This window comes from Pseudozobellia thermophila (genome assembly GCF_900141855.1).
In the GTDB taxonomy this organism is placed as follows: domain Bacteria; phylum Bacteroidota; class Bacteroidia; order Flavobacteriales; family Flavobacteriaceae; genus Pseudozobellia; species Pseudozobellia thermophila.
Genome location: NZ_FQYU01000005.1, coordinates 96,060 through 112,038 on the forward strand (window position 1 = coordinate 96,060; position 15,979 = coordinate 112,038).

The following is a 15,979-nucleotide window of genomic DNA, read 5'->3' on the forward strand; positions in this document are numbered from 1 at the left end:
AAATTCCCGATTTTAAAAGTTCTATGGTGTTAGGCTATTTATACTTCAATGTACTTGGGCATTATTGCCATCGCCACTTTTTTTGGGGGGAATTTAAGAAAAACCTCTGATGGTTTTGGCGGCAATCGCCCAATTTCTTCCCTGTTCAATGGCTCGCCCCGTCGGGTAATTGTAGGGCTGCCTACTCCATTTTTACCGTTATCGGCCAGCCTTCGAATTGTTGGGCATCGCCTTGGGTAAGGTCGGCATTCCTGGGCCAGCATTCGAAGGTGGCCGTACGCTCGCTTTTGTTGAAACGCACGAGGCCGTACCCGCCTCCTTTCGAGGGGCTTTCGGGGTTGACATAGGCCATCATCCTTATCTTGTTGCCGAAGCCGTCGAGGTAATTGCCCGTCCACGGCAGGTCGGTATCGGGGTTGGGGTCTTCGCCGGCCTTTTCGTCCTCGGGCCACCACCAGCGGCTGTAGTAGTCGTTAACAATGGCGGGCACTACGAACGACCAGGGGCCATCGCCGAAGGTGTCGATGCCCTGATGGATCACGGTGGCCAAATGCTGGTCGCCGGCAATGTGTACGGCCTTGGCCCGCTTGATCAATCGCAGGGCCTTGTTGCGTCCGGTCTGTGGCCAGCCGTTGCTGTCGAGGTCGGCGTGCAGTCGGTTGTCGGGCGTACCGTGTATATGGGCGCCACCACAAAAACCGGTCTGCGAGAGCACTGCCTTGAGGTAGGTGGTGTCGCGGCTGCCCCAATCCTCCAAAAATTGTAACTGGCGGTCACCCAACAGTTTGAGGCCCGGTAGGTCGATACTGGCCGGGTCGTAGTCGGGGTTGCGGATATGGTCGGGTCTCGGCCCCTGTTGGGGAATCTTCCCATTGGGTCCCGATTTGAACTTGCGGTCTTCGAGAATGGCAAAGTCTACCCCGCCCAATTTTAGATTGGTGTAGTAGACCCCGATGCCCTGCTCAACGGGAGTGGGGTCGTAGGGGTCGGGCAAATGGGCGGTTTGGCAGCGCTCTACCATTTTTACATATTCGGGGTGGTAGGTATAGCCCCCGTCGTTGGACCCTTTTACCACCGATTTTTTACCGTTCTCCCCCCAAAGGTTGCCCTGGCCTATGTCGTGGTCGTCGGGGATGGCAACGGCGGGCCGGTTTCTAAAGGTTTCCCTGAACTGCAGCCCGAACTTTAGCCAGGCGGCCGTATGCTCGGTATGGTCGTACGATTGGTCGCCGGCAAAAAAAACGAGGTCGGGGTCTTGGTGGTTGATGTTTCGCACGTAGTTTTCGCGCATGCCCCGGTCTTGGTTGCTGTTGCAGCTTAGGGCGGCCATGGAGATCTCTTTCTTATCGATCGGATTTTTGCGGACCAGTCCCTCGTAGTAGGCGTTTTTGCCATGACGGATGCGATAGTGGGTGTCTTGCGAGTCGTCCCAGTTTTCGACCCTGAAAAGGGCCGACCAGCCCAAGTCGTTCACCGTGGCTTTTTGGATTTCCCTCCATGCACCGTTTTCCTCGATTTCCAACCGTACCTCACGGGTTTCCTCGGGGTAGAGCGGATAGAGCTGGGCGCTCATTTTAAGGGTGCGGTCGGAAACGGTATAGATGCCAAAGGCTATCACACTGTCGCGATCCACCTTTAGGTCGACAATGGGATTGTCGGCACGGTTCCACCAATCGTTAATGCACAGGGTGTCCACATGACTAAAGGGCGCCTTGACCGGGGGAATGCGTTCTTCGGGTTTTTCGGAACAGGAAAGTATACTTAAGCCAAGGAAGAGTACTAAAAATCGGGTTTTCATAAGGGCGCTAAATTTTGCTTGTTGTTTTATTCGGTACGGAACAGTTGGGCCGTATAGTCCAATAGTTCGACGCCCCCATAGTCGCCGTGACCGGGAACCACGTATTTTACCTTGGGGTAGTTTGCCTTGATCTTGTCGATGGTAGGGCCCCATTCGGCCTCGTTCGCATCCCCGAGGTAGCCCTTGGTCGCCTTGAGCGCCTTTACCGCGCAGCCGCCGAAGAGTACTTCGTCGTCGGGAATATAACTGACGATATTGTCGCTTGTATGGGCTTCGCCCGGATGTTCGTTGATGACCGTGTGCTGTCCGACCAGTAATTCCTTACGTCGCCTAAAACCGAATTGGGGTACTTGGTTGCCTTCTTTACGTGCCAGTTCGATGGTACGTTCGTTGGCGTAGGAAGGAATTTTTCTTTGATGGAAGGCTTGCAGTCCACCGACACAATCGTCGTGAAAATGATTGACGACCACGGCCGTTACCCTGTGGTTCTTGGTCTTCGTTATCCAATCGATCAGTTCCTCCGAAGTGCGGTCGTCGGTAGGCGTGTCGAAGACCACGGCCTCCTTGTTCTTCATATAGACCAGGCCATTGCAGGCCACTTTTCCGTACGAATCGGTCTCCAGGTACGAAACGTGGATGAAGCTGTTCGGGGTGATGGGTATGATCTTTAAATTTTCGGAAGTGTAAGCCGCCCCTGGTTTTTGAGACTTACAACAGGTAAGTAGCAATGCGAAAAGAAGAACCATTGCGGTACCGATATGTTGTTTCATGGTGGGGCTGTATTGGATTTATACCCTAAATATAAGCGTATTACTCCTTTTAAAGTATGACAAACGGAAAGATTCGAAAACTGATATTTGTATATAATGCCGATTCGGGCCTGAGGAACAAGGTGATGGACAGCGTTCATAAGTTATTGAGTCCCCATACCTACGAGTGCAACCTGTGCGATATAACCTTTGGTGTTTTTACCGAGAACAAGGTTTGGAAAAAGTTTCGCGAGACCAGGGGCATCGCTATGGAGTTTCTGCACAAAGACGAGTTTCGCAAGACCTATGCTTCGAAGTTCGGTAGCAAATTCACATACCCCGTTGTCTTGGCCGCCACCGATGATGCCCTGCAGCTTTTCGTGGGTACGGAAACCTTGAACGGGCTGGAAGATTCGAAAGAACTCATTGCCTTGATTGAAGACCAGCTCGCCTAGTAATTTTAATTGCATGGTCAAAAAGGGCAGGTTCTTCGGGTGGTATCCGTAGGGGTTTGGAAAGCCTTTGGTTTTGCCCCGGCTATGGGCCTTCCGTTACGATTTCGAAGTCGATGTTCTGATCGATCAAGGGCTTGACCTGTATCTTGGCCCGGGTAAGGCCCCAAGATCCGACGGATATGCTTTTTCGCTCGATGCCGTCCAAAGTTTGGTTTTGACGGGTTTTTGAAAACCATCCCACCCCATATTTGACCCTGATTTTGGCTCCTTCCGGCCTTCTGAAATAAAAGTGGATCTTTGCGTTCGACCAACGGGTCTCGAGGGTATTCCATTTGCCTTTTTTAATAAATGCGCTTCTGGTAATCCGTGCCATGGTTTTGGTTTTAGGTTTAATTGTTTGCTTCACATACGCCGGCGGCCCAAGACCCGACAATCGTACCTACGATGGCGCCGATCTGGGCTCCGGCCGAACCGCCAAAAGGTCCTGTTCCCGATAGGGCGCCTCCGATTACCATTCCTATGCCCATGCCCAGAAGTCCCCCTATGGCCATGTCTTCTTTTTTGGAGTAGGCCACGCCGATTACCGCATTTGCGGCATCGCTCGAATCGGCATCCATCAAAGACTCGTGGTAAATTAGTTCCAGCTCTTCTGCAACCTGTTTTGGTGTTCTCTTGCCCTCTTCGGCGGCATAGACCGTTAAAAAGGTTTGGTTCAGTCGCTTGTAATCGTTCGGCGTTATGAGTCCGGCATTCAGTTGGCGTTCAAACCCTAGTTTTAGGGCGCGCAATTGATTTCCTTTGGCCTGTTTTAGAACTTTTTCGATTTCGCGGTTCAAGGCGGTGATTATGTCGGCGGGCGAAATGCCCACGGCCCATTCGGGTAGAGGTGCCTTAGGGGTTTTTGAATGTAAGGGATTCCGTGTTTGCTCAATTTTTTTGTCCATGGTCTGCGTATAAGTCGTTGCGATTTACTTGTTGGGTGAGGGGTTTGTTAAAAGTAGGGGAGTCCTTCCCTTAAAATGAAAAGGATGTATAGATGGTGCCGATCGGTGTGTTGGTCGCAACAAATCTTAAGGCGTAGTTATAGCTCACCTGCCTTTTGACGTGAAATAGGGGAGGGGAATTGCAGGAAAATGGAGTGCTGTTGGGGGCGATTACTTTTTGATCGCCTTGAAAAACTCGAGGTTAATGCCTTCGATGTAGGCCAACAGTTCGTTTCGCCCGATGCCCTTTGACGAAGAAGTGATAAAATAGGAGGGGGCCTCTTCCCAGGCACCGCTTAAAAGTTTGTCAAGGTAGGTGTTTACGTTCCGCTCGATGGCCTTTGGTTTTAGTTTGTCGGCCTTGGTAAAGATAATACAGAAGGGCACGGCGTTTTCGGCGAGCCACTCCATAAACTCCATATCTATTTTTTGGGGTTCGTGGCGGATGTCGACCAAAACAAAGGCACAGACCAGCTGTTCGCGTTTGGCGAAATAATCGGTTATGTATTTTTGGAAGGTTTTTTTGCTCTTTTTGGAGACACGGGCATAGCCGTAGCCCGGCAGATCGACCAAAAACCAGTTGTCGTTGATCTTAAAATGATTGATCAACTGCGTTTTTCCGGGCCTACCGGAAGTCTTGGCCAGGCTTTTACGCTCGGTGAGCATATTGATGAGCGACGATTTGCCGACGTTCGAACGGCCGATAAAGGCGTATTCGGGCAGCAGTTCGTTGGGGCATTTGGCCACGTCGGTATTGCTGATTACGAAATTTGCCGATTTGATTTGCACGGTTGTGTTTTAGGTTCTTTAACGGGCCAAGTTACTACAAAAAGTGATGTCGAAAAAGTACAGGGGCAAGGCTATTGATCGATCCTTAAAATCCCCTTTTCTGCAGCCAGGCATCCAAAATGGCATTGAACTCATCGGGGTGCTCCATCATGGGGGCATGGCCACATTCCTTGATCCAAAACAGGTCGGAGTCGGGCAACAGTTCATGAAAAAGATTGGCCACGTCGGGCGGGGTTACGCTGTCGTTTTCGCCCCAGATAATGCAGGTGGGGGTCTTCATCGCGGGCAGGTCGTTGGCCATGTTGTGGCGAATGGCACTTTTGGCGATCGCCAAGGTCTTGACGATTTTATTGCGATCGTTTACGGTGGCGAAAACCTCGTCGACGATCTCCTTGGTGGCAACCGCCGGGTCGTAGAAAACGGCCTCGGCCTTTTTCTTGATAAACTCGTAGTCGCCCCGCCGCGGATAACCGTCGCCCATAGCACTTTCGTAAAGTCCCGAACTACCGGTAATAACCAAGGCCTTTACCATATCGGGATACATTTTGGTGTGTAAAAGTCCGATATGCCCGCCAAGGGAATTGCCCAAAAGAATTACATCCTTAAGGCCCTTGAACTCGATAAAGCCCTCAAGGAATTTGGCAAACTGCTTTACATTGGTTTTTAGCATGGGCATGCTGTAAATGGGGAGCTCGGGCACCAGAACCTTATATCCTTTCTTGGGAAAATAATCGGTAACACCTTGAAAATTACTTAACCCGCCCATAAGACCGTGCAAAATAATGATAGGGGAGCCTTCCCCTATTTCCATGTACCGGTATTTTCCCTCTTTAATAATATTGTCTTTCATTCAGGGGTGCTTATCGTATTGGGCCAAAGATAGGCATTTCCTAATTATACCCGTGCAATGGGGCAAGCCATAAAGTAACCAATTTAATTGCTCTCCCACCAAACCATTTCCCATTTAATCGATGTTTTGGGGGGAGATTTTATACTCAAAAGCCACAATTTATCAACAAAGTGGTAATTTGTGGTAAAATGTGGTAATAAAATTTGTAGTTTTGAGTTATAGTACTGAAAAACTAGCCATTTAAGTGATCAATTTCATTGGAACATACGATTGTAAAGCCGATGCCAAAGGTAGGATAATGCTGCCGGTTGCGCTAAAAAATCAGATGTCTCCTATTCTGAATAAGGGATTTGTGATCAAAAGGTCGGTTTTTCAGCCCTGTTTGGAGCTATACCCGATGGACGAGTGGAATTTGCTCATGCAGAAGATGAACAAGAAGAACCGGTTCAAGAAAAAGAACAACGACTTCATCCGGCGTTTTTCGGCAGGAGTAAAGATAGTAGAGATCGATGCCACGGGAAGATTGCTGATTCCCAAAAATCTGGTGGAGATCGCCAATATCAGTAAAGAGGTGGTGCTCAGCTCGGCCATCAATATTGTTGAGATTTGGGACAAGGATAGCTACGAGAAGGTATTGGAGGAAACTGCGGAAGATTTTGCCGCCTTGGCCGAAGAGGTCATGGGAGATGACGGAGACGATGGCGATGGTATATCATAATCCGGTTTTGTTAAAGGAGTCCGTTGACGGACTGGCCATTAAAGAGGATGGTGTGTATGTCGATGTTACCTTCGGAGGTGGCGGGCATTCAAAAGAGATATTGAAACGCTTGGGAAGCGAAGGAAGACTGTTCGCCTTCGATCAAGACGAGGATGCGCTTGAAAATGCCATCGATGACGAAAGGTTTACCCTGATCGGTGAGAATTTCAGGTTTATCAAGCAGTTTTTAAAGTTCTATGGCATTCGGAAAGTAGACGGGATCTTGGCCGATTTCGGCGTTTCGTCGCATCAGTTCGATAAGGCCGAACGCGGGTTTTCTACCCGTTTCGATGCCGATCTCGACATGCGAATGAGCAAGCGCAACGCGCTTTCGGCCTACGATGTGGTGAATAAATACGACTATGACGATTTGCGCAAGGTGCTTTTTCAGTACGGCGACCTGCGCAATGCCAATGCCATGGCAACGACCATTATCGAGCAGCGCTCGAACGGGCCGATCAAGACAACGGCCCGCTTAAAGGAGGTGTTGCGGAGATTTTTGCCACAGGGCAGGGAACATAAGGTCTTGGCCCAGATATATCAGGCCATTCGTATCGAGGTGAACCAAGAGATCGCGGTGATCGAGGAGTTCTTGCTGCAGACACCCGACCTGCTTGATAAAGGGGGTAGGCTGAGCATTATCAGCTATCACTCGTTGGAAGATCGTTTGGTAAAGCGCTTTATTCGGGCCGGACAGTTCGAGGGTGAGCCTGAAAAGGATTTTTACGGCAACATATCGGTACCGTTCAAAAAAGTGGGGCCCTTGGTGGTTCCGTCGCCCGAAGAGATAAAAATGAACAATCGTGCGCGAAGCGCCAAGCTGCGGATCGCCAAGCGGATTTGAAGGAAAAGTTGAAAAACGGAAATAAAAAAAGTACTAAAGTGAAAAAAGGATTATTGAACCTGTTAAAAGGAAAGTTTCTGGTGAGCGACGATGCCCCTAGGCATTGGCTGTTCATCTTGTTCGTCTCTTTCTTGGCCACGGTCATGATCGGAAGTTCGCATAGTGCGGATAGAAAAGTACACCAAATCGCGGCCTTGAACGAAGAGGTAAAGGAATTGCGCAGTGAGTTTGTAGATGTGCGGTCTGACGTACAGAAATTGAAGCTTGAATCCACGGTAATGAAAATTGTGGAGGAAAAGGGCTTGTATCCACCAGTGGTACCGCCCAAACAAATTAAGGTAAAATCAAAAAAGAAGGACGAGTAGTGGCCGTAACCGAAAAGAACATATTGACCCGTTTGTACTTTGTGGTGGCCTGCCTGTTCCTGTTCGCAGGTGCCATACTGTTCAAGTTGCTGAACATTCAATTGGTGCAGGGCGACAAGTACCAGGAGTTGGCCATGAAGCGAACCGAGAAAATGTTCACCATTGCCCCCAATCGCGGTAATTTGTATTCCGATGACGGTAGCTTGTTGGCGACCTCGGTCTCCAGGTATACCATTCGTTTCGATGCCGTTACCGTAAAGGATTCCGATTTCAAGGAAAATATTGTTCCCCTGTCGAACGCCCTGTCGAGGATGTTGGGCAAATCGTCTTCGCACTATCAACAACTGCTTAGAAAGGCGCGGGTGAACAAGAACCGCTATGCCCTGATTGCCCGTAACCTCGATTATTCCGAATATATGGCGGTTAAGGACTTTCCTCTCTTTAACAAGGGGCCGTACAAGGGCGGATTGATCATCGAGCAGAAGACAGTCCGGGAGCATCCACTGGGCAAGATAGCCGAGCGCAGTGTGGGCTACGAACGTGTCGACGAGAACGGTTACTATACCCGTGTGGGCCTTGAAGGGGCCTTCGGCGAATACCTTAGGGGCGTTGAGGGCAAAAGGTTGAAGCAGAAAATAGCCAAAGGCCAGTGGAAGCCTATAGGATGGGACAATATCGTGGAACCCAAGGATGGCTACGACGTAATCTCTACCATCGACATCAATATACAGGATATCGCCCACCATGCCTTGTTGGGGCAACTGGAAAAATACAAGGCCGACCATGGTTGTGTTATTGTGATGGAAACCAAAACGGGCGAGGTAAAGGCCATCTCCAATTTGGGAAGGACCGAGGCCGGGAAGTACTACGAGCGATTGAACTATGCCATTGGCGAATCGCACGAGCCGGGGTCTACCTTTAAATTGATGACCCTGGTAGCGGCACTGGAAGATGGTATAAAGGATACCAGCGACATTATCGATACCAAAAAAGGTGTATGGAAGATCTATAACCACCGGGTGCGCGACTCCAAATATGGAGGTTATGGTAAAATTTCCTTTGGTAAGGCCTTCGAGGTCTCTTCGAATACCGCTTTTGCACAGGTAATACACGAAGGGTACAAGTCCAATCCCGACAAATTCGTCAACCGTTTAATGGCCATGAACGTGCATCGAAAGCTAGACCTGCCCATAAAGGGAGAGGGTGAGCCCGTACTGCGTTCGCCGGGCGATAAGGGGTGGTCAGGACTCTCATTGGCCCAAATGGCCTATGGCTATGAGGTTTCGATGACGCCATTGCAAACCCTGACCTTTTACAATGCCATCGCCAACGATGGTGAGATGGTAAAGCCGAGGTTGATCAAGGAGGTGAAGGAATGGAACCACACCATTCAAAAATTCGATAAGGAGGTAATCGACAGGGCCATCTGTTCGAAAGAGACCGCGGCCAAGGCCAAGGCCTTGATGAAAAATGTGGTCGAAAACCCCCATGGTACCGGTCATGGGCTGTATTCCCCGAATTTTTCGATGGCCGGCAAAACAGGTACGGCACAAAAAGACTATGTGTCGAAGGATCCCGATAAACTCAAGTACATCTCGACCTTTGCGGGCTATTTTCCTGCCGAAGATCCCAAGTACTCCTGTATCGTGGTCATTCACGAACCGGATAAAAGCGTGGGCTATTACGGTGCCGACGTTTCAGGACCGGTGTTCAAGTCGATTGCCCAAAAGGTATATGCCACCTCGCCCTTGATCGATGAGGTCGATATGAATGCGGTAGAGGATGAGGATCTTGAAAAGAACTATCAAAGGTACTATGCCATTTCGCAAAAAAAATACAACAAGGTGCCCAACGTAAAGGGAATGAGCGGTATGGATGCCATTTCGATATTGGAAAACCTGGGTATCGAGGTTGAGGTGAAAGGCAATGGAAAAGTAAAAAGGCAGTCCGTAGCGCACGGAACCGATATTAAAAAAGCAAAGAAAATAACCCTGGAGCTATCTTGAAACTGTTAAAGGACATATTGTACGGTGCCGGCCTAAACGCCGTGAACGGGTCTACCGATATCTTGGTGAACGAAATCCGTTTCGATTCGAGAAAGGTGGCTATGGACGATGTTTTCGTGGCCATCAAGGGAACCCTTACCGACGGACACCTGTACATACAAAAGGCCATCGATTCAGGTGCCAAGGCAATCGTATGTGAAAGGTTTCCCGAACTGTTGGTCAACGGTGTTACCTATGTCGAGGTGGCCGATGGCAATACGGCCTTGGCGGTAATGGCTTCCAACTTTTACGACAATCCTTCGAAAAACTTAAGGTTGGTAGGCGTAACGGGTACCAATGGCAAGACGACCATTAGCAGCCTGCTCTACCAGTTGTTCAAAAAGGCGGGGTACAAGGTGGGACTGCTTTCTACCATAAAGATAATGGTCGACGACGTGGCTTACCCCACCTCGCATACAACCCCCGATGCCCTGACCATCAACAAGTACCTGGGTTTGATGAACGAGGCCGGGGTCGAGTTCTGCTTTATGGAGGTCAGCTCGCACGGCATCCATCAAAAAAGGACCAAAGGCCTGGTTTTCGAAGGGGCCATATTTACCAACCTTTCGCACGATCATCTCGACTATCACAAGACCTTTGCCGAATATCGCGATACCAAAAAGGTGCTTTTTGACGAGCTTCCGAAGAATGCCTTCGCCCTTAGCAATATCGACGACAAGAACGGAATGGTCATGCTGCAGAATACCAAGGCCCGAAAGTACACCTATGCCCTAAAGAGCTTTGCCAATTACAGGGGGCAGGTGTTGGAGGCGCAGTTCAGCGGGCAGCTTTTGAAAATAAACGAATTGGAGCTTTGGTCGAAGCTGATCGGTCAGTTCAATGCCTCCAATATGCTTGCGATCTATGCGACAGCGGATCTGATGGGACTCGAGACCTTGGAGACGCTTCGGCTTTTGAGCGAACTCGACAACGTGGATGGTAGGTTTCAATACTACATATCCGCAACGAAGATAACGGCGATAGTGGATTATGCCCATACGCCGGATGCACTTAAAAATGTGTTGGCTACAATCGACACGTTGAGAACTGGAAATGAACGCGTCATCACCGTTGTGGGGTGTGGTGGCGATCGAGACAGCTCTAAGCGTCCGGTTATGGGTCATATCGCATCGGAAATGAGCAGTCAGGCCATTTTTACTTCCGATAATCCGAGAAGTGAAGATCCCCGTGCCATAATACATGACATGGAAACCGGTGTTGAGCCCCAGAACGAAAAGAAGATCCTCAGTATCGAGAATAGGGAACAGGCCATTAAGGCGGCCTGCCAGATGGCCGAGTCGGAAGATATTATCCTGATCGCCGGCAAGGGCCATGAGACCTATCAGGAAACCAATGGCAAGCGGATCGATTTCGACGATTTTAAAACGGTCAAGAACCTGTTGAACAGTTTGAATAAATAAAGGGCGCACGGCGCCTCTAGGATATCCAGGCCTAGAAACCAGAAAAGCTATGTTGTACTACTTGTTCGAATTTTTGGAAAAAGAATACCAGTTGCCCGGGGCGAGCTTGTTTCAGTTCATGACCTTTAGGGCCGCCATGGCCATTCTTTTTTCGCTGCTCATAGCTACGGCCTATGGAAAAAGGATCATCCTTTTCCTGCAAAAACAACAAATTGGTGAAAGCATAAGGGATTTGGGGCTCGAGGGCCAAAAACAAAAAACGGGTACGCCCACCATGGGAGGTTTGATCATTATCATGTCGACGCTGATTCCCGTTCTCCTGTTCGCCAAACTCGATAACATTTACATCCTGCTTTTGATCGTGACGACCCTTTGGATGGGTTTTATCGGTTTTGCCGACGACTATATCAAGGTATTTAAAAAAGACAAGCAGGGGCTTAAGGGCCGGTTTAAGGTCTTGGGGCAGGTCGTATTGGGTTTGGGCGTAGGGGCCACCCTGTACTTTCATCCCGAGGTAACCATGAAGGAAGAGAACAGCAGTGTCATTACCCAGCAGTTCGAGGTGCGCGATGTAGAAGGCTCTGAAATAAAGTCGACAAGTACTACGGTTCCCTTTTTTAAGAACAACGAGCTCGACTATAGCGATTTTATCGCCTGGGCCGGCGAGGGAGCCAAAGACTACGCCTGGATGGTCTTTATCCCCATTGTTATCTTGATCGTAACGGCCGTTTCGAACGGGGCCAACCTTACCGATGGCATCGATGGGCTGGCGGCCGGTACCTCGGCCATTATCGTCTTTACCCTGGGCATTTTCGCCTGGGTATCGGGCAATATTATTTTTTCCGATTACCTCGATATCATGTTCATCCCCAATTCGGGCGAGCTGGTGGTGTTCATAACCGCCTTTGTAGGGGCCCTGGTAGGCTTCTTGTGGTACAATGCCTTTCCGGCACAGGTATTTATGGGCGATACGGGCAGCCTCACCATCGGGGGCATCATTGCGGTAATCGCCATTATCGTCCGCAAGGAACTGTTGATCCCGCTGCTATGCGGCATCTTTTTCGCCGAATCACTTTCTGTAATGATACAGGTGAGCTATTTCAAGTATACCCGGAAAAAATTCGGAGAGGGCAGACGGGTGTTCCTGATGTCGCCCATCCATCACCATTACCAGGTAAAGGGCTATCACGAGAGCAAGATCGTAACCCGGTTTTGGATCATAGGCATTCTACTGGCGATTCTTACGATCGTGACATTGAAGATACGGTAAGATGGGGCGATTGGTGATTCTTGGCGGGGGTGAAAGCGGTGTGGGCACCGCTATTTTGGGAAAGCAAAAAGGATACGACGTATTCGTATCGGACAGCGGAAAGCTGAAAGAAAAATATAGGAACGTTCTTGAACATTTTGATATTGATTGGGAGGCCGAAGGCCATACGGAGGCAAAAATAATGAACGCCGACCTGGTGATGAAAAGTCCGGGCATACCCGACAGGGTGCCCTTGGTCAAGGCCTTGCGCGACAAGGGGGTTCCCGTGGTCTCGGAGATAGAGTTCGCATCGCGGTATACCGATGCTACCCTAATCGGAATAACCGGAAGCAACGGCAAGACGACGACGACCATGCTTACCCACCACCTGTTGAGCGAAGGGGGGCTGCACGTTGGGATGGCCGGAAACATAGGCGATAGCTATGCGCAAATGGTGGCCGAAAACGATTACCGGTTCTATGTGTTGGAAATAAGCAGTTTTCAACTCGACGGTATCGTCGATTTTGCACCGCATATTGCCATTTTGACGAACATTACCCCAGATCACCTGGATCGCTACGGGTACAAGTTCGAAAATTATATAGCCTCGAAATTCCGGATCGTCGAAAACCAGACCGAAGATGATTATTTCATCTACGATGCCGACGACCCGGTCATCGCCGAGTGGATGGAGACCCACCCGATCAAATCGAAATTGATTCCCTTTTCCTTGGAAAGGGAATTGGAAGAAGGAGCTTATGTAAAAGAAAATAAAATAATACTGAAAATGACAGACGAGACACTGGAAATGACAACAAATGCATTGGCCTTGGAAGGCAAACACAACGTAAAGAATACCATGGCCGCCATGACCGCCGCCAAACTGGTAAGCATCCGTAAGGCGTCGATACGCGAGAGTATCGCCAGTTTTCAAGGGGCGCCGCACCGCTTGGAAAAGGTGTTGAAAATACACCACGTACAATACATCAACGATTCAAAGGCCACGAACGTAAATTCGGTTTTCTATGCCTTGGACAGCGTAAAGACACCGATCGTTTGGATCGCCGGCGGACAGGATAAGGGCAACGACTATAAGGAACTGATGCCCTTGGTAAGGGAAAAGGTGAAGGCCATTGTTTGCTTGGGGCTCGACAACGAAAAGCTGAAGGATGCCTTTGGCAACGTAGTCGACCTGATGGTAGAGACCTATGCCATGGACGAGGCCGTAAAGGTGGCCTATAAAATTGCCGAAAGGGGCGATACGGTTTTATTGTCACCGGCCTGTGCCAGTTTTGACCTGTTCAAAAACTATGAAGATCGGGGCGATCAGTTCAAGAACGCCGTAAAGAATTTGTAATAGACCAACATCGATAATCGATTCGCATTGAAGGCACTTTTTCAAAATATCAAGGGAGATAAAGCCATTTGGGCCGTGGTGGCCCTGTTGGCCCTGTTTTCTTTCCTGCCCGTGTACAGTGCCAGTAGCAACCTGGTGTATGTGGTGGGCAACGGAACGACCTTTGGCCATTTGTTGAAACATGCCATGCTTTTGGTGTTGGGTTTTGGAATTATCTATGGCGTGCATAAAATTCCTACCCATTTCTTTAAGGGCCTGTCTTTGATCGCCCTGCCCATTGTTCTGGTGCTCTTGGGCTTTACTCTGGCCCAAGGTACAACCATCGATGGGGCGAACGCCAGTCGTTGGATCAGCATCCCCTTCGTGGGCGGGTTTCAACCCTCGAATCTGGCAGCCGTGGTGCTCATGATCTATGTGGCCCGATACCTGGCCAAGGTGCGGGAGAAAAAGGTAGGCTTTGGGGAGAGTATACTGCCCCTATGGATCCCGGTCTTTTTGGTTGTGGTACTGATATTGCCGGCCAACTTTTCTACGGCGGCCATCATCTTTACCATGGTCCTTTTGCTGTGCTTTTTGGGAGGATATCCCATTAAGTACCTTTTGGCGATCGTCGGTACGGGTATTCTTTGCCTCACCCTGTTCGTGCTCGCCGCCAAGGCGGCCCCAGACTTGTTCCCCAACCGTGTGGATACCTGGATGAGCAGGATCGAGAGTTTTTCCAATCCCGAGGATACCGAAGCCAATTACCAAATAGAAAAGGCCAAGATAGCCATAGCTACCGGAGGTATAGTCGGCAAGGGCGCCGGCAAGAGCATTCAAAAGAATTTTTTGCCCCAGAGCTCTTCCGATTTTATCTATGCGATCATCGTGGAGGAATACGGTTTGATAGGTGGTTTTACCCTGATGTTCTTCTACCTCTTTTTATTGTTCAGGATCATGGTCGTGGCCAATGCCAACCCCACCATATTCGGTAAGTTGTTGGTCTTGGGAGTGGGCTTGCCCATCATTTTTCAGGCTCTGATCAATATGGCCGTGGCGGTAGAACTTTTTCCCGTTACGGGCCAGAACCTGCCCTTGGTCAGTAGGGGCGGGACCAGTAGTTGGATGACGTGCCTGGCCATCGGGATCATTCTCGGGGCAAGCAATAAGGAACAGGTGGTGGAACCTAAAAAAACCACGGAGGACGAAATGAACCCTTTAGAGATTTTGAGTGGGCAATTATAGGTTTATACTCTCCGGAGGGGGAACGGGCGGGCACATTTACCCCGCAATCGCCATAGCGGACGAATTGAGGAGAAGGTATCCTGACGCCGAGTTCCTGTTCGTGGGGGCCGAAGGCCGAATGGAAATGGAAAAGGTGCCCCAGGCCGGATACGATATCGAAGGATTGTGGATCACAGGGTTGCAACGGAAACTGACCCTTAAAAATTTAATGTTTCCCTTTAAAGTAGTAAGTAGTTTGTTGAAAGCGGGTAAAATAGCGGATAGGTTTAGACCGGACGTGGTCATCGGTACCGGTGGCTTTGCCAGTGGGCCCATGCTTCGGGTCGCCTCGGGCAAGGGCATCCCCTGTGTGCTACAGGAACAGAATTCCTTTGCCGGGATCACCAACAAACTTTTGAAGAACAGGGTCGCCAAGATATGCGTGGCCTATGACGGTATGGAACGGTTCTTTCCTGCCGATAAGATTGTCAAGACCGGTAACCCGGTCAGGAGCGACCTTGTCGAGTTGAACCAAGATGTGCCCGAAGCACTGGCTTTCTTCGGCTTGGACCCCGGTAAGACTACCCTGTTGGTTTTAGGCGGGAGCCTTGGGGCAAGGCGGATCAACCAATTGATCGCGCAAAAACTGGAGTACTTTAAGTCGTTGGGCCTTCAGTTGATCTGGCAATGCGGGAAACTCTATATCGACGAATACGAAAAATATACTTCCGATTCGGTAAAGGTGTTGGATTTTATGAACCGGATGGACTATGCGTATGCCGCCGCCGATTTCATTATTTCGAGGTCGGGGGCCGGGGCCGTTTCGGAGCTCAGTATTGTGGGCAAGCCCGTCGTCTTTATCCCGTCGCCCAACGTGGCGGAAGACCACCAGACCAAGAATGCCCAGTCGTTGGTCGACGAAGGTGCCGCCCTTATGGTCAGGGAATCGGAACTGGAAGCACGGTTCGAGCCCGTTTTCAGCAGGTTGGTCGAGGATGGGGCCTATCGGAAGAGCCTCTCGGCGAACATCAAGAAAATGGCCCTTCCGAACGCTACCAAGCACATCGTGGATGAAATAGAAAAACTGTTGCCGTCAAAACAATAGCAAAAACCC

General features: G+C 49.8%; 16 protein-coding genes. 10 read left to right on the top strand and 6 right to left on the bottom strand.

From position 1 onward, the window contains the following. Positions 1 to 181: 181 nt before the first annotated feature. Together BUB37_RS13675 and bla are read right to left on the bottom strand one after the other, a co-directional pair. Entirely contained in the window at positions 182 to 1,798 is a 1,617-nt protein-coding gene (locus BUB37_RS13675) for an alkaline phosphatase D family protein (protein WP_072994384.1), read from the bottom strand. 26 nt (positions 1,799 to 1,824) lie between these two features. Beyond that, the gene (bla, locus tag BUB37_RS13680) at positions 1,825 to 2,568 is read right to left on the bottom strand and encodes a subclass B1 metallo-beta-lactamase (protein WP_072994385.1); all 744 of its coding nucleotides are present in this window, start codon (positions 2,566 to 2,568) and stop codon (positions 1,825 to 1,827) included. A 56-nt stretch (positions 2,569 to 2,624) separates the two neighbouring features. On the opposite strand from bla, the gene BUB37_RS13685 reads away from it, so the two are divergent. Beyond that, positions 2,625 to 3,002: a GTPase gene (locus BUB37_RS13685; protein WP_072994386.1), complete on the top strand. Its 378-nt coding sequence runs from the start codon at positions 2,625 to 2,627 to the stop codon at positions 3,000 to 3,002. A gap of 82 nt (positions 3,003 to 3,084) precedes the next feature. On the opposite strand, the gene BUB37_RS13690 is transcribed toward BUB37_RS13685, so the two are convergent. The 4 genes from BUB37_RS13690 to BUB37_RS13705 all read right to left on the bottom strand — a co-directional run bounded on the left by BUB37_RS13690 (position 3,085) and on the right by BUB37_RS13705 (position 5,624). Next, positions 3,085 to 3,375, bottom strand: coding sequence for a hypothetical protein (locus BUB37_RS13690; protein WP_072994387.1), 291 nt, complete (start codon positions 3,373 to 3,375; stop codon positions 3,085 to 3,087). Positions 3,376 to 3,391: 16 nt separating this feature from the next. Next, complete coding sequence (locus BUB37_RS13695) at positions 3,392 to 3,946, bottom strand: hypothetical protein (RefSeq protein WP_072994388.1); 555 nt, start codon at positions 3,944 to 3,946, stop codon at positions 3,392 to 3,394. Positions 3,947 to 4,156: 210 nt separating this feature from the next. Beyond that, positions 4,157 to 4,774 carry a ribosome biogenesis GTP-binding protein YihA/YsxC gene (gene yihA / locus BUB37_RS13700; protein WP_072994389.1) on the bottom strand — a complete coding sequence of 206 codons (618 nt, stop codon included), beginning with the start codon at positions 4,772 to 4,774 and terminating at the stop codon, positions 4,157 to 4,159. Positions 4,775 to 4,859: 85 nt separating this feature from the next. Then, positions 4,860 to 5,624 carry an alpha/beta fold hydrolase gene (locus tag BUB37_RS13705; RefSeq protein WP_072994390.1) on the bottom strand — a complete coding sequence of 255 codons (765 nt, stop codon included), beginning with the start codon at positions 5,622 to 5,624 and terminating at the stop codon, positions 4,860 to 4,862. Positions 5,625 to 5,868: 244 nt separating this feature from the next. Between BUB37_RS13705 and mraZ the strand changes: the two genes are divergently transcribed. Genes mraZ through murG form a run of 9 tightly spaced genes read left to right on the top strand, consistent with a single transcriptional unit; the run spans position 5,869 to position 15,970 of the window. Further along, positions 5,869 to 6,342, top strand: coding sequence for a division/cell wall cluster transcriptional repressor MraZ (gene mraZ, locus BUB37_RS13710; protein ID WP_072994391.1), 474 nt, complete (start codon positions 5,869 to 5,871; stop codon positions 6,340 to 6,342). Then, positions 6,329 to 7,225 carry a 16S rRNA (cytosine(1402)-N(4))-methyltransferase RsmH gene (gene rsmH / locus BUB37_RS13715; RefSeq protein ID WP_072994540.1) on the top strand — a complete coding sequence of 299 codons (897 nt, stop codon included), beginning with the start codon at positions 6,329 to 6,331 and terminating at the stop codon, positions 7,223 to 7,225. Before mraZ ends, rsmH begins: the two co-directional genes overlap by 14 nt. 38 nt (positions 7,226 to 7,263) lie before the next feature. Continuing rightward, a complete protein-coding gene (locus BUB37_RS13720; RefSeq protein WP_072994541.1) occupies positions 7,264 to 7,590 on the top strand; it encodes an FtsL-like putative cell division protein in 327 nt (108 codons plus the stop codon). After that, positions 7,590 to 9,596 carry a penicillin-binding protein gene (locus BUB37_RS13725; protein ID WP_072994392.1) on the top strand — a complete coding sequence of 669 codons (2,007 nt, stop codon included), beginning with the start codon at positions 7,590 to 7,592 and terminating at the stop codon, positions 9,594 to 9,596. The genes BUB37_RS13720 and BUB37_RS13725 overlap by 1 nt, the downstream gene beginning before the upstream one ends. Next, positions 9,593 to 11,056: a UDP-N-acetylmuramoyl-L-alanyl-D-glutamate--2,6-diaminopimelate ligase gene (locus BUB37_RS13730; protein WP_072994393.1), complete on the top strand. Its 1,464-nt coding sequence runs from the start codon at positions 9,593 to 9,595 to the stop codon at positions 11,054 to 11,056. The genes BUB37_RS13725 and BUB37_RS13730 overlap by 4 nt, the downstream gene beginning before the upstream one ends. Positions 11,057 to 11,105: 49 nt before the next feature. Next, positions 11,106 to 12,326 (top strand): phospho-N-acetylmuramoyl-pentapeptide-transferase, encoded by a 1,221-nt coding sequence (gene mraY, locus BUB37_RS13735; RefSeq protein WP_072994394.1) that lies wholly within the window; start codon positions 11,106 to 11,108, stop codon positions 12,324 to 12,326. 1 nt (position 12,327) lies between these two features. Next, positions 12,328 to 13,662 (top strand): UDP-N-acetylmuramoyl-L-alanine--D-glutamate ligase, encoded by a 1,335-nt coding sequence (gene murD / locus BUB37_RS13740; RefSeq protein ID WP_072994395.1) that lies wholly within the window; start codon positions 12,328 to 12,330, stop codon positions 13,660 to 13,662. 27 nt (positions 13,663 to 13,689) lie between these two features. Beyond that, positions 13,690 to 14,886 carry an FtsW/RodA/SpoVE family cell cycle protein gene (locus tag BUB37_RS13745; protein WP_072994396.1) on the top strand — a complete coding sequence of 399 codons (1,197 nt, stop codon included), beginning with the start codon at positions 13,690 to 13,692 and terminating at the stop codon, positions 14,884 to 14,886. Further along, on the top strand, positions 14,873 to 15,970 hold the full coding sequence (murG, locus tag BUB37_RS13750) for an undecaprenyldiphospho-muramoylpentapeptide beta-N-acetylglucosaminyltransferase (protein ID WP_072994397.1): 1,098 nt from the start codon (positions 14,873 to 14,875) through the stop codon (positions 15,968 to 15,970). The genes BUB37_RS13745 and murG overlap by 14 nt, the downstream gene beginning before the upstream one ends. Positions 15,971 to 15,979 lie beyond the last annotated feature (9 nt).

Bases quoted from the DNA above. Each gene is read 5' to 3' on its own strand.
- bla (WP_072994385.1), bottom strand. From the start codon at position 2,568: ATGAAACAACATATCGGTACCGCAATGGTTCTTCTTTTCGCATTGCTA.
- rsmH (WP_072994540.1), top strand. From the start codon at position 6,329: ATGGTATATCATAATCCGGTTTTGTTAAAGGAGTCCGTTGACGGACTG.
- BUB37_RS13705 (WP_072994390.1), bottom strand. From the start codon at position 5,624: ATGAAAGACAATATTATTAAAGAGGGAAAATACCGGTACATGGAAATA.
- mraY (WP_072994394.1), top strand. From the start codon at position 11,106: ATGTTGTACTACTTGTTCGAATTTTTGGAAAAAGAATACCAGTTGCCC.
- murD (WP_072994395.1), top strand. From the start codon at position 12,328: ATGGGGCGATTGGTGATTCTTGGCGGGGGTGAAAGCGGTGTGGGCACC.
- BUB37_RS13675 (WP_072994384.1), bottom strand. From the start codon at position 1,798: ATGAAAACCCGATTTTTAGTACTCTTCCTTGGCTTAAGTATACTTTCC.
- BUB37_RS13690 (WP_072994387.1), bottom strand. From the start codon at position 3,375: ATGGCACGGATTACCAGAAGCGCATTTATTAAAAAAGGCAAATGGAAT.
- BUB37_RS13685 (WP_072994386.1), top strand. From the start codon at position 2,625: ATGACAAACGGAAAGATTCGAAAACTGATATTTGTATATAATGCCGAT.
- BUB37_RS13695 (WP_072994388.1), bottom strand. From the start codon at position 3,946: ATGGACAAAAAAATTGAGCAAACACGGAATCCCTTACATTCAAAAACC.